The organism is Phormidesmis sp. 146-33, from assembly GCF_052939515.1.
This window is the reverse complement of the sequence record NZ_JBJPHU010000073.1, coordinates 1-12,880: the sequence shown is the minus strand read 5'-3', so window position 1 is coordinate 12,880 and position 12,880 is coordinate 1. Positions and strand designations below refer to the sequence as shown.

At 47.6% G+C, this 12,880-nt stretch carries 11 protein-coding genes; 2 read left to right on the top strand and 9 right to left on the bottom strand.

Going from position 1 to position 12,880, the window contains the following annotated elements; all coding sequences use genetic code 11:
* Positions 1-165 precede the first annotated feature (165 nt).
* Positions 166-1,674 (bottom strand): hypothetical protein, encoded by a 1,509-nt coding sequence (locus ACJ2PR_RS23840; RefSeq protein WP_446878812.1) that lies wholly within the window; start codon positions 1,672-1,674, stop codon positions 166-168.
* A 365-nt stretch (positions 1,675-2,039) separates the two neighbouring features.
* Here ACJ2PR_RS23840 and ACJ2PR_RS23835 point away from each other — a divergent pair, with 365 nt between their 5' ends.
* On the top strand, positions 2,040-3,506 hold the full coding sequence (locus tag ACJ2PR_RS23835; protein WP_446858570.1) for a leucyl aminopeptidase: 1,467 nt from the start codon (positions 2,040-2,042) through the stop codon (positions 3,504-3,506).
* A 154-nt stretch (positions 3,507-3,660) separates the two neighbouring features.
* On the opposite strand, the gene ACJ2PR_RS23830 is transcribed toward ACJ2PR_RS23835, so the two are convergent.
* The 8 genes from ACJ2PR_RS23830 to ACJ2PR_RS23795 form a co-directional block, all read right to left on the bottom strand.
* A complete protein-coding gene (locus ACJ2PR_RS23830; protein WP_446878811.1) occupies positions 3,661-4,674 on the bottom strand; it encodes a bifunctional heptose 7-phosphate kinase/heptose 1-phosphate adenyltransferase in 1,014 nt (337 codons plus the stop codon).
* Positions 4,671-5,222, bottom strand: coding sequence for a D-glycero-alpha-D-manno-heptose-1,7-bisphosphate 7-phosphatase (locus tag ACJ2PR_RS23825; RefSeq protein ID WP_446858572.1), 552 nt, complete (start codon positions 5,220-5,222; stop codon positions 4,671-4,673). The genes ACJ2PR_RS23830 and ACJ2PR_RS23825 overlap by 4 nt, the downstream gene beginning before the upstream one ends.
* A gap of 21 nt (positions 5,223-5,243) precedes the next feature.
* Entirely contained in the window at positions 5,244-5,969 is a 726-nt protein-coding gene (locus ACJ2PR_RS23820; RefSeq protein WP_446870614.1) for an SDR family oxidoreductase, read from the bottom strand.
* A 16-nt stretch (positions 5,970-5,985) separates the two neighbouring features.
* Positions 5,986-7,875 (bottom strand): glycosyltransferase, encoded by a 1,890-nt coding sequence (locus ACJ2PR_RS23815; RefSeq protein ID WP_446878810.1) that lies wholly within the window; start codon positions 7,873-7,875, stop codon positions 5,986-5,988.
* A gap of 224 nt (positions 7,876-8,099) precedes the next feature.
* A complete protein-coding gene (locus ACJ2PR_RS23810; protein ID WP_446878809.1) occupies positions 8,100-9,071 on the bottom strand; it encodes a glycosyltransferase in 972 nt (323 codons plus the stop codon).
* Positions 9,072-9,123: 52 nt separating this feature from the next.
* On the bottom strand, positions 9,124-10,410 hold the full coding sequence (locus ACJ2PR_RS23805) for a PucR family transcriptional regulator (RefSeq protein WP_446878808.1): 1,287 nt from the start codon (positions 10,408-10,410) through the stop codon (positions 9,124-9,126).
* Positions 10,411-10,421: 11 nt separating this feature from the next.
* Positions 10,422-10,934 (bottom strand): glycosyltransferase family 9 protein, encoded by a 513-nt coding sequence (locus tag ACJ2PR_RS23800; RefSeq protein WP_446878807.1) that lies wholly within the window; start codon positions 10,932-10,934, stop codon positions 10,422-10,424.
* Positions 10,921-11,949, bottom strand: coding sequence for a glycosyltransferase family 9 protein (locus ACJ2PR_RS23795; protein ID WP_446878806.1), 1,029 nt, complete (start codon positions 11,947-11,949; stop codon positions 10,921-10,923). The genes ACJ2PR_RS23800 and ACJ2PR_RS23795 overlap by 14 nt, the downstream gene beginning before the upstream one ends.
* A 708-nt stretch (positions 11,950-12,657) precedes the next feature.
* Here ACJ2PR_RS23795 and ACJ2PR_RS23790 point away from each other — a divergent pair.
* Positions 12,658-12,837 (top strand): Sec-independent protein translocase subunit TatA/TatB, encoded by a 180-nt coding sequence (locus ACJ2PR_RS23790; RefSeq protein ID WP_446858579.1) that lies wholly within the window; start codon positions 12,658-12,660, stop codon positions 12,835-12,837.
* Positions 12,838-12,880 lie beyond the last annotated feature (43 nt).

Here is a 12,880-nt window from a genome sequence, read left to right as displayed (position 1 = left end):
TCTAGGCTTTAGTACGCTTAACCTCTCCTGATTCTTTGCAGCATCGATGCTAAATTTAATAGATAATAGAAGGTAAATTCCGCTAAGGATAAAGGCTGATATCCGAACGAAAACAACAAATCCATCCATAAACCATAGCTCCTTACGTATAAATTACAGTGACATTTATCCTCCACCACCAGCCGCACCTAAACCCATAAAGATTATTATTACTACTAAGAACCCAACTATTACCTCCGCTAAGACACCAACCGTTAGCCATATAGCGGCATTTTTGAGCGTTGCTCCTGCTTCTTTTTTGTCTTCTAATACAGATTTAGTTAACTTTCTATAATCTGTTTCAAGAGTGCCAATTTTCTTCCGTAAAGATGAGCTTAATGAATCTTTTAAGGTATTTAGTTGAGCATTCGCCTGATCGTATTCCTCTTGGGTTGTAGCTGTTAAGCCAGCTAATCTTCTAACGCTTGAGGAAACATCACCTTGAAGCTCTGTATAACAAAAATCTTGATCGTGACGTTGAATAGATTGAAGAATAGAAGCTAAAAGGTACACATTAGCGTTATAAGAAATAGATAGGGCTGTCATCTTTCCGATTTGCCTATCTGAGCGTTCCATCCAGGATTTAACTAAACTGACATGCTTGTTTTTCTCAATCTCTAAAAACTGATTTAAAGTTAGTTCACCTGAAACACTTATGGCTGACGAAAAAATTACTGATATTTGTAAACTGTACTGCTTTAGAAGAGCGATTGTATTTTCGATTTCGGAAACTGTCTGCTGAGTTAGCTCTTTATCACTTGGTAACATATGGGCTTGAAGCTCGAAGGCAAAAGCTGCGACAAGCCTTCTTAAATCGTCATCCTTGCTAGCTACCTCCTTCAAAAAACGTTTTAGACTATTACCTAATGCTCCTTTAAATTCATCTCCCTGAGTTGCAGAATATCGCTTAAAAACTAACTTGATTTGAGCAAGGGCTTCTTCTTGAACTTTTTTGTTAGTAGCATTCAGCCCAAGATGTATCCCTCTTAACTGAGTAAAGCGAAGAATGTCTTTGGCAATCTCCATGTAGCTTGAGGCTGTGGACTTTTCATTGAAAAACTTAGATGTTGGCCCATAAATCCAGAATTCTAAAAACCTTTCATACTCGGCAGTAAATTCCCCACGGCTATCGAGCCGACGAACTGTTTTAATTTCTCGAATTTTTCGGTCTAAAACTTCATTTTGAATGCGTCTAGGCGGCTCAGATAAATTACCCCCTTGCGGATGCTGAATGTTATCTAAAGAAAACCCTGCCTCTCTAAGAGCTTCTGCGGCTGCCCAAGTAGTCAGGTCACTTTTCCGACTTTTAATCTCATTACACAGTAGCTTTAAGAGATCCTGACTCTCTTGAGAAACACATGAAGCTAACTTCTGTTTGAGAGGTGAAGGAATCCTCCCAAATCCTTGAAGAGCCAGCGATTTAATCGGGGGACTTGTCAGGTTTCTAACTACCGTACTAAAGGAAATAAGCGCAGTTTCAGGCTTGCTTTCAGCGATCGAGAAGAACATTTCAACTTGATCACCCGCATTTGACTGACTGTTAAAGATAAGACTGAGATCAGCAGCAGTTTCAACAGGCATTTGCTCATGTAGCTTTCCACCTTGCGACACAGGCTGAAGGTTTGGAAACTCCATCAGTCCACCTCTACTTTAACGACACGCTACAGAGATAACTTCGGTAATTGTTGGCTGCAATTACTAAACTCTACTGTGTATGATCTTTGGCACCCTGCAATATCCCGAACACAGTGGAGAGAAATTTCTGTGCAGACAATTTATAGTAACTTGACGATAACCATGATTAAGTAATTTAAATCACAGGTAAGCAACTTTAAAGCAACCTGATTTTTTGCTGAAAACTTGCGCTTAACGCAGAGCGATCGCCCCAAGCTCCAATTTCGCAGCGCAAACAATCCGCCTGAGTCACAAATCTGCCCCGCGCTTCCCAAATTTTGATCGATACTGGAAATCAGTACTGAATCCAAGCAGAAAGGTAAGTAATGAAGCTACAAGCAACGGGAACTTCGCGGCTCGACTGGTCAGGAGATGGTCTGGCGATCGGCATTTTTGAAGACGAAATCGAACTCACGGGTGAACTGGCAGCCCTGGACGAAAAGCTGTCTGGCACGATTAAAGATTTGGTCGCTGATTTTGAATTTAAGGGCAAACCTGGCAGCACTGTCTCCACAAGAGTTGTGGGTAGCCCCATTCGCAAGCTGATTTTGGTGGGATTGGGCAAATCAGACGCGCTAAAGTTGGATGGTTTGAGACGTGCCGCCGCCGCCAGTGCCAAACTTGCCAAAAAAGAACGCTGCAAAACCCTGGGAATCAGCCTGCCTGTGTGGAATGGAGACGCTGCTTTGACCGCAGAAGCGATCGCCGAAGGAATCGAACTCGCTCTCTTTGTAGACCACCGCTTTAAGTCAGAGCCAGACGACAAACCGACGATCGACGAAGTGCATCTTCTCGGTTTAGCAGATCAGGATGCTGCTGTTGATCAGGCGCACAAGGTCGTTTCGGGGGTATTTTTGGCGAGAGAATTGGTCGCGGCTCCGGCAAACTATGTCACGCCGATCACCCTGGCAGAAACAGCACAGACGATCGCTCAAGACTACGGGTTGCATGTCGAAATTCTCGAAAAAGAGGATTGTGAAAAGTTGGGAATGGGTGCCTTTTTGGGGGTCGCTCAAGCCTCCGATTTGCCGCCAAAATTCATTCATCTCACTTACAAACCTGAAGGAACGCCCCGACGCAAACTGGCGATCATTGGCAAAGGGCTAACCTTCGATTCGGGTGGGCTGAATATCAAAGGGGCCGGCAGCGGCATCGAAATGATGAAGACTGACATGGGCGGAGCGGGTGCCACTCTAGGAGCAGCCAAAGCGATCGCTCAAATCAAACCCGATGTTGAGATTCACTTCATCGTTGCAGCCACCGAGAATATGATTAGCGGTCGAGCGATTCACCCTGGCGACATTCTCACCGCGTCTAATGGCAAGACGATCGAGATCAACAACACCGATGCAGAAGGACGATTGACTTTAGCAGATGCGCTCGTCTATGCCGAGAAATTGGGCGTGGAAGCGATCGTTGACCTCGCTACTTTAACGGGAGCCTGCGTCGTTGCCCTGGGAGATGACATTGCGGGACTGTGGAGTCCTGATGATGAAGTTGCCAATCAGTTTCTAAAAGCGTCTGAAGCGACGGGCGAAAAAATTTGGCGGATGCCAATGGAAGAAAAGTACTTTGAAAGTATGAAGTCGGGCATTGCGGACATGAAAAACACGGGCGCTCGTGCAGGCGGTGCCATCAGTGCGGCGATCTTCTTAAAGCAGTTCGTTAAAGAAACTCCCTGGGCCCATTTGGATGTTGCGGGGCCGGTTTGGGCAGATAAGGAAAACGGCTACAACGGCTCTGGGGCAACAGGGTATGGAGTGCGCCTGCTGGTCGATTGGGTGATGAGCTAGAGAAGGGATGAAGGATGGGCGATCGAGGCAACACGAATTTGATGAAGTTCTTCGATTCGATTAAAGAGTCAGGTTGCCCTCTAAATGTCTGAAAGTCCCCCAAATTGGGGGGTTGGGGGGCAGAAGACATTAATAACGAAGCAAAAAATTCACGTCAATTTACAACTTTGCTGCGATCGTTCTGAATTCCCAAAAAATAAGCAGACAACTCTTCGATCGTACAGGTAGAAGTTGCTTCTTTACGAACGACGATCGCGGCCGCAGCAGCGGCAAAATCGGCGGCAACCAGGGGAGAAATTTTGGTGGCGAGGGCGGCAGTCAACATAGCGCTAAAGGTATCTCCTGCGCCGATCGTGCGCGTTTGAGGAGAAGGTTTGGCGTAGATGCGGTAGGGCGGGCGATCGCGTTGCAGAATCACCGCTCCGTCTCGATCCAGGGTAACAGCGGCCAGTTGCGCTCCGGTGAGATTCAAGATCCAGTCGGCTTGTGTGGCGACCCAATCGGCGCGAGATTGTTGGCTGATATCCGTTTCGCCCAAAAGTTGCAAAACCTGATGATAGTTGGGTTTGACGGCCGTTACACCAACATTTCGATAAGCCGATAACTGTTTGGCATCGACGACGATCGGTTTCGGACTTTGTAATTGAAGGTGAGCGATCGTGTGAATGATTCGAGGAGTCAAAATACCGTAACCGTAATCAGAAATGATCATGGCATCACAATCAGAAAAGCGATCTCTGAGATGATCAATAAGCTGCTGTTCTAAATCGGGTGAAATCGCTTCAGTGGTGCCCTGATCCAGTCGTAACAATAGTTTTGCACCGTCCAAAATTCTTTGTTTTGTCAGCGTCGATCGATTAGCATCTCCCAAAATTTGATCCGTGTTCACATCTTGTTTGAGCAAAGCCTGACGAAGTAGCGTTCCTTCCCAATCGTCTCCAATGACTGAAAACAAGCGCACCTGACAACCCCAACTGCGAAGATTGACGGCAGTGTTAGCGGCTCCTCCAGGCAGATTTTGCACCTGTGACAGCGTAACGACGGGAACAGGAGCCTCCTGACACAAGCGAGTAGCCGACCCTTCGAGATAGCGATCGAGCATGGCTTCCCCAATCACCAAAATCTGGAGATGAGGTAAGCGATCGAGAAAATGAGCAAGTTCCTTCATTGGAGAATTTGGTTGGCGGCCTCGATTAAATCAGTCACTTTATAGTGGGGCACTCGCTGTGGTGAGAGAACCCATTCCGTCTCGTTGCCGTTGTCGATGAGAATCGTTTTGCACCCCGCACGATGTCCGGCTTCGATATCGTTGAGAATGTCTCCAATCATCCACGATCGCTGCAAATCAATGCTGTGTTTTTGGGCTGCTTTGACAAGCATTCCGGGGCTAGGTTTGCGACAGTTGCAGGCGATCGCGTACTTGGCAATTTTCCCAGAGAGATGATGGGGACAGTAATAGAAGCCCGTCAGCGGCACGTCGATCGCGTCTAACAACTCACGAATTTTCTGCTCGACGAATGACAACTCTGTTTCTGAAAAGAATCCTCGCGCAACACCTGATTGATTAGAAACAATGATAAGTTTGAAACCAGACTGATGCAGCGATCGCAACGCTTCTTCTGCCCCAAAAGATAAAGTAATGAGATCAGGATCAACATTGTAAGGAATATCAGGAATTAGCGTGCCATCTTTATCTAAGAAAACAGCAGGAACCATAGCTCATCTACAGAGGTTGACTCAAGGATAGGATGTTTCGTTCATCGGCACAACCATCACTTCAGGAATCACTGTTTCGGCAGGTTGGGTGAGAATAAAGCGAATCGTCTCAGCTACATTTTTGGGATCTTGCAGATTTTCGAGTGGCGTATCAGGGAAGCGATCGAGAATAAAAGGCGTTTGCATTCCCCCCGCGATCACAGCCGTCACTTTGACTTTATGAGGACGCGCTTCGACATGTAAAGCGTGACTAAATCCAAGCAGTCCCCATTTACTGGCATGATAAGCGGAAGCGTTTGCCCAGGCTCGTTTTGAGGCGGTTGAGGCGATGTTAACAATATGTCCGCTTTTGCGTTCCTTCATCTGTGAGATAACTGCTTTCGACAAGATAAAGGGAGCGCGTAAATTGACGGCAAGAATCCGATCCCAATCCTGAATTCCCATCTCTTCAATGGGTACTGTCAAATCCGTTCCAGCATTGTTGATCAGAATGTCTAAATGTCCATGCTGACTAATGATTTTCTCAACGGCTGAGAGAATCTGATTTTCGTCCGTGACATCAAGTTTGAGCGCGATCGCTTTCCCACCTTCTGCGCTGATTTCTGCCGCCACTTTTTCCGCCAGTTCTTCTCGAATATCGGAAACGATCGTCACGACATCGGCCGCCGCCAGAGTTCGACAAATCGCTTCTCCTAATCCTTGAGCGCCACCCGTGACGATCGCGACTTTTCCATTGAGTTCTTGCATACTATCTCCTAACTGATTAGTGAATAAATGACTGCATATCAGAGGCCATCGCTTTTTCCATTCCTCCAATATTCTGGGTATTTCCCATCTCTTCCATGACCCATTTCTCCACCAGTTCACACAGTAGATGAATCACGACAATCTGCACTTCTTGAATATGTTGGGGATCGCTGGCAGGAACCACGATCGCTAAATCTGCTAACCGCCTCACTTCACCTCCATTACCGCCCAGGATAGCAATCGTACGAATGCCACGCTGATTGGCGGACTTAAAAGCTTGAATTACATTGCGCGATCGTCCACTCGTACTGATGCCAATCAAGACATCATGCGGTTGAGCAAAGGCTTCGACTTGACGAGAAAAGATCTGATCAAAGCCGAGATCATTTGACCAGGCCGTTAGCAGCGCAGAATCAGCCGTCAGTGCTAACGCAGGCAGACCCGGACGATCACCTAATTTGAACCGTCCCACAAACTCCGCCGCACAGTGTTGAGCATCCGCAGCGCTGCCCCCATTCCCACAGAGCAAGACTTTTCCGCCTCGCACAAAGCAATCACTCAGAATCACCGCAGCATTAACGATTTCACTTTGCAGGCATTGCTGAGATTTTTGAATTGCATTCAACACGTTGTTAAAGCCACGATTAATGACCCTGTACGAATCGGATGCAATGGGCGTTTTGCGAATTAGAACCGACTGATAAAGCTGTGCGACATCATCTGCTACTTTTTGCCAGGTGAAATGCTCATTGGCACGACGCACCGCTTGATGGCTCAAAGTTTCAAGCAGTTTGGGATGATTATACAAGTGGGTCAAACGATGAGCGATCGCCCCCAAATCATTCGCTGGCACCAGATATCCCGTTTCTCCATCGCGCACCGAAAACTTCACGCCGCCCACATTTGAGCCAATCACAGGCGTTCCGCAGGCCATCGCTTCGATCGGCGTAATGCCAAACGGTTCGTACCAAGGTGTCGTGATAAACACGTCGGCAGCACTGTAGTAATAGCGCAACACTTCTCGCCCTTTGCGTCCTACAAACTGAATGCGATCGCTCACGCCTTCCAAATCCGCGATCGCTTGGAGCCGCTCTACTTCTTTGACAATGCGCGGGTCAGGATCAGTGAGTTCGCCGCCCACCAGCACCAATTTTGCAGGCACTTCTGACTGACGACAAAACTGAGCAAACCCTTGAATCGCTGTATCCACGCCTTTACGAGGCACCATTCGACCCAGTTGTAGAACGATGCGATCGTCGGGCATCATTCCCAGAGCAACACGGGCGAGGGCTTTATTGAGACTCCAAAATTCAGAGGGGTCAAACCCACAGGGGATCAGCGTAATCTTGTTGGGGTCAGCGTTGTAGAGTTGCGTCAGGTCGGCTTCATCTTGGGGACACTCGGCAATAATGCGATCGGCTTCAGCCACAATACGATCTTCAATGGCAAAGCGATCGTCGGGAAATTCGTCTGCCTGCCCTTGATGAAAGCGTCTAACTCGCCCCAATGCGTGAAATGTAATCACAAAGGGTATATGCAGCAAGCGTTTGATTTCAGCCGCCACCAGTCCAGACATCCAAAAGTTAGCGTGAATCAGATCGTAGGAGTAACGGGCGCAAAACTTCAGCATATAAGCCGTAAAGTCTGGCATCCAGGGCAACAGATCTTCTTTGCGAACGTCATGAGGCGGCCCAGCGGGGACATGGATCAACCGAACGCCTTCAGTCCATTCTGCGATCTCTGGCAACAGGGGATGGTCACGACGAGTAAAGATATCGACTTCATAACCTCGTTTGGCCAGGTGCTTGGCGAGTTGTCCCACATATACATTTTGTCCACCACTGTCCACTCCTCCGAGAATGCCAAAGGGTGAGGCGTGTTCACTAATTAAAGCAATGCGCTTCATGAAATTATGTTGGTGTGAAGGGACATTTGACTTTCAATAGGTTTTCTTTACTTCGTTGTTTGATGCTTCTGCCCCCCAACCCCCCATTCTGGGGGACTTTCGGATCAGAGTAAGGCGCTCGTTACCATTCAAAGTCCCTCACTTGTGGGGGATTTAGGGGGCTGCTCGGATTCACAACCGTTATGAGAAGGTTCATTAAATTCAGGTTGTAAAGAACAACGAGTTTATATAGAAAGATGGGTTGCAGGACGACGATCGCACACTCGCGCAAAGGCCCGATCCCAATCTCGAACAAATCGCTGAATGTTAAATCGTTCTTGAGCGACTCGCTTTGCACCACGACTGAGATAGTGAGCTTCGGCAGGAGATTTAAGAAGGGTTTGCATGATTTCAATTAAGCGATCGACGTTGGTATCCACATAGCCAGAAACGCCATTTTCGATTACCGTAGCCATTTCTGTGGTTGCTAATCCAATAATCGGCATCCCCAACATCATCGCCTCACAGACCGCCAATCCCAGACTGGTATAGCGAATCGGATTAAAGAAAAATCGGTAGCGCGATTCAAATTGAGCTAGACGATCGTGATGAATTTCTCCCAGTCCATCTAGCGCTTGAGATTGCATTCCCACCAGGTCGATCGGGATGTTTTGACGAACGCGATCGTAGATATCTAGTCCTAGTCGTCGCCCTCGTTGCTTGAGTCCATTCACCACCACCACACCCCGCGCCAGTTCACCTGTGTATTCAACGGTTTCGGGCACGATGACTCCATGTTCAATGACACAAGTTGGAGTGCGGCCACTGTTCCACATCAGATCGTTAAAGTGAGTTACATGCGCCAACAATACATTGGGATCATCCACAATATGCTGAGTCTCTGTTGGACTGTCACGAGGCGGATCGTGTTCTAAATAAATGCGCGGTAGCTGTCGCTGCTTTTCTGACAAGATCTCATATTGATCTTCAAGATAGTTTTTGCGCGACTGAAACAGAATGCAATCAAACTCTTGGTGTTGAACTTCTTCTGCGGGCAGGTCATGTACATTGTCGCCCCAGTTAAATCCAGCTAACTTACCGCCATAGCCTTCAGGACGATCGGGCTTGACGGGCAAAAAGAACTGATGAGGCGACTGCACCAAATAATAGAGATAGCTCCCATGTACATGCCAGGTGAGAATGCGAAGAGATTGCATAAATAGAAGTTCTGCACAGTGAGCAGTTAAAGTGAGCAGTTAAGGTGAGCAGTTAACTTGCTGATGCTTTATCTTCTAAAATTTGACCCTGAGATGCATTGGGCATTTGCCTAACATGAGATGAATTTGGGTGTTTCAGGATTGTGCGATCGCACAACGAGTAAGCTTTTTGGTCAAGCGATCGTAAAATAAGAGCCAATCTAATCTGCACCGCATCATCAAAAAGACGGGGATTCAGTCCCGTTAGTGAAGCGATCTTATCCAGTCGATAACTGAGTGTATTGCGATGAATCGATAGCCTGTTGGCCGTGGGCGAAGGATTACAATTTTCGGCAAAAAAGATCTGTAGGGTATCGATCAATTCTGGCTCTTGATCTAATGGACTGAGTAAATGTTTAGCCAGATCAACTTTTGTATTTTCATCTGCAATTCCTACAAAGGCCGCCGCTCCCAACGCATCTAAACAGTGAACTTGCTTTTCTCCGATAAACCGATGACCCAACGATAAAGCAGCACGAGCATCTTGATACGATCGCGCCAATCCTTGAATGCCTGGATGATAGCGACCAATGCCAATATTCATCAACGTACTAGTGTCACAGTGGAGGCGATTTAATAACGCAGTGCTGGCCCGTTTGAGAGCTGACAAATTAGCCCAAGATTGATTGCTCGGCAGGTCAGCCCGATCGCTCCACGCTGCCAAATCTTGAGTACTGCTGGCTTTGAGAACCGCAATTTCACTACTGCCAATGTAAGCACAAATGGTATCACTGGGTAAATGAAAAAAGCTAACAATACTACTAATAATCAATTGCACTCGTCGCTGAATCTGAGCATCTAACACTTCATATTGTTCGCTCTGAGACGACGATAGATAATCTGACGCATCAATCAAAATCACAGCACGAGGGCGCGTAAAATCGAGTCCCAAAATCTGAGCTTCTCGCAAAACGTCTCCCTCATTGGTGGCAGGGTTTCTCAGCAGATCGTAGATAAATTTGTTTTTAAGCTCATGAGGATTGGGCGATCGCGGCGGCAAAACAACCTGACTGACCACTAGCTCGATCAGCACCTTTGCCAGTCTGGGAGAAATGGTTTCGCCGCTTTCCAGAGTTGTGACGATGATAGTACCCGTCTGCCCAGCAACGTGAAAAGGAACCTGGAGTGGAGACGGATCAGATAGAACGAGACTGAGCGGGAGTCCGACGAATTTTGAGTGGGTGCTGGTGATGATTTTGGTGCGATCGTCCACTACAAATACTTGAGCATCCAACAACTCAGTTACCCGTTCGGTGACGGCTCTGGCGGCTCGTTTGAACGCTAAAACTTCTCGTGTCATGCTCATAGGGATCAAGCCCTTTCTCGACTCACATCCGGCTGTCGATCTGAAGGGCACCCCAAGCCGATCGCGTCTAACAGCGCCAGATGGCGCTCTCCCTGAGCCGTGACCCAATGCGACAGCACCCCGCCCCCAAACTCATCTGACCACCCAACGCGAATGGGAATCTCTGCCAGATAGCACACATACGCCAACGGATAAGGCGACTGGGAATCTTGAGGAAACAAAATCGCTGCGTCAAACTGCTCCGATCGCAACATCTCAATCAACGGCAACAGGGCGAGAGAATTGCAGTCCAACGTGCCTGTAGGGTGAGCCAATGCTCGATGTAACAGCACCTCATCCACCGCAGGCAAACTGAGCGCCACCCGGCTCGATTGAGGAGAACAAAGCAGCGTAATCATCACGTCTGGCAAGGCTCGTTTGAGTTGTTTGAGGGCAGGACTCAGCGTGATCAATTCGTCAGCATTTCCTAACTGCACCGCGAGAATCTTCTGCACCGTGCGCCATTCAGCGGGCAACATACACACCCTCCTCAAGCAACTGTTTTGCCTGTTGAATCACGGAGAGAATACGATCGTCAACGGTAGTGTGAATGGCTCGATGACGATTTTGATCAAGCGGTGCCCAACGCTGGGGATCTGATCCCGAAAACACAACAACACTTGGAGTTTGTAATGCTGCGGCTAAATGAGAAACACCCGTATCATTACAGATTAGCAGTCGTGACTGACTCAACAAAGCGGCCAGCGTTCCCAAGCTGGTGCAACCCGTTAGATTGAGGGCGGATGATTGCATTTTCTCGACTACAGACTCCGCGAGTGCAGCTTCAGACAGCGATCCCGTTATTACCACTTGCAGACCTAGTTCAGTCAAACCATCTCCCACAGCGGCAAAGTTTTCGACGGCCCAACGACGATCGGGCACACTTGCGCCGGGATGAAGGCACACATAATTTTGAGTTAGATTTTGAGTTAGATTTTGAGTCAGCCCATGCGTTTCTCTAACGGTTTGCAAACTCTGCCAATCTTCTATTAGTAAGGGAAACTCTAACCCTTCTTGTTGCGATGGAATGCCTAAAAATTCGATTAATTTGAGATAACGTCTGACTTCTGACTCGGACTCTTGAAACGGTAAAAAAGAATTGGGATCAGGGCAATCTGTTGTAAAAAATCCTGCCGTTCTATGGGCACTCAGCGCTTGCACGATCGCATTCGTCACCACCCCGCTCCCATGCATCTGAATCGCTAAATCAAAATTGCGATCGCGCATCTCTTTCTGAAATTTAGCAAACCGCTCAGAGTCAGAAGACTGTTCTGGAAGCCCTGGATAGCCTGGAAATTCAATCAGTTCGTCGATCAAGTGAGGAAAGCGATCGACCAGTCCTTTGTTTGCAGGTAAACCAATTAATGTAATTTGAGCTTGAGGACAGGCTACTCGCAACGCTCTCAGAGCAGGCGTGACACAAAGAAAATCCCCTAACCCTGGTAGTGCGCGAAACACAGCAATCCGCTGTAATAACGTTGGATCTAATGGCACAGCATCTCCCACAATTAAGTTTGTCTACGAAATCTACAGCCTCTTCTGCAAAATAAGCATCATCTTTGAGAGAGAGGAAGCGATCGAGCTAATCTCGCCTGAGACAGAGATAGAGCGGATTTGGACTGTGCATCATAAACTGAAGATGCAAAATGCTGCTTTGTTCAAACGTAAATTCGCCCCCTGGCGAGTAACTCGAAGAGATTTGTTTTTTGCGTTGTCAAGCTTCTGCCCCCCAAGCTGACAATTCTGAGGAACTTTTAGACCAGATTTTGGGTTCAAAGTCCCTCAATCGTGGGGAATTTAGCTTGCTCTCCCGGATTAATAACGGTAGCGAAAGATGGCGTTGCTGATTGGATGAATTTGTGGGAAGCGTCCATCTTTTCGCCCCCTAAATCCCCCAAAATTGGGGGACTTTGAACTGAAATTCTTGGCTTAAAGTCCCCCAAAATTGGGGGGTTGGGGGGCAGAAAGCTGAATCACGAAGCGGAAAAACTCCTATCGAACTGACTTTTTTAAGGGGGTTTGGGGGATCACACCGTCGGAGGCATAGCCCAGAGATCCCCGTCAATTACCCTCAGAAAGGAAGGCGTTGATTAGAAAGTTGCACATCGCGTAAATCAACTACTCTAATAAGTAAGAAGTGTACTTTTAATCTTGAGAAGTGTACTTTAGCGTTTTGTCGTTTTTGCGGGAGCCTGCTCGATCATGTTTAATCTAGGCTGGACAGAGGTTGTCATTGTTTGCGTTGTCGCAATTTTGATTTTTGGCCCCAAAAAGATTCCCGAATTGGGCAGCACCTTTGGTAAAACGCTGAGAAGCTTTAAGGAAGGCATTACAAAATCAGAAGAAGCAGAAGATGGCAGCGATCAGGACTATGAGGGATGAGGGATGAGGGATGAGGGATGAGGGATGAGGGATGAGGGATGAG

Coding starts and splice junctions, on each gene's coding strand:
- ACJ2PR_RS23840 (WP_446878812.1), bottom strand. CDS start 1,674: ATGGAGTTTCCAAACCTTCAGCCTGTGTCGCAAGGTGGAAAGCTACAT.
- ACJ2PR_RS23835 (WP_446858570.1), top strand. CDS start 2,040: ATGAAGCTACAAGCAACGGGAACTTCGCGGCTCGACTGGTCAGGAGAT.
- ACJ2PR_RS23830 (WP_446878811.1), bottom strand. CDS start 4,674: ATGAAGGAACTTGCTCATTTTCTCGATCGCTTACCTCATCTCCAGATT.
- ACJ2PR_RS23825 (WP_446858572.1), bottom strand. CDS start 5,222: ATGGTTCCTGCTGTTTTCTTAGATAAAGATGGCACGCTAATTCCTGAT.
- ACJ2PR_RS23820 (WP_446870614.1), bottom strand. CDS start 5,969: ATGCAAGAACTCAATGGAAAAGTCGCGATCGTCACGGGTGGCGCTCAA.
- ACJ2PR_RS23815 (WP_446878810.1), bottom strand. CDS start 7,875: ATGAAGCGCATTGCTTTAATTAGTGAACACGCCTCACCCTTTGGCATT.
- ACJ2PR_RS23810 (WP_446878809.1), bottom strand. CDS start 9,071: ATGCAATCTCTTCGCATTCTCACCTGGCATGTACATGGGAGCTATCTC.
- ACJ2PR_RS23805 (WP_446878808.1), bottom strand. CDS start 10,410: ATGACACGAGAAGTTTTAGCGTTCAAACGAGCCGCCAGAGCCGTCACC.
- ACJ2PR_RS23800 (WP_446878807.1), bottom strand. CDS start 10,934: ATGTTGCCCGCTGAATGGCGCACGGTGCAGAAGATTCTCGCGGTGCAG.
- ACJ2PR_RS23790 (WP_446858579.1), top strand. CDS start 12,658: ATGTTTAATCTAGGCTGGACAGAGGTTGTCATTGTTTGCGTTGTCGCA.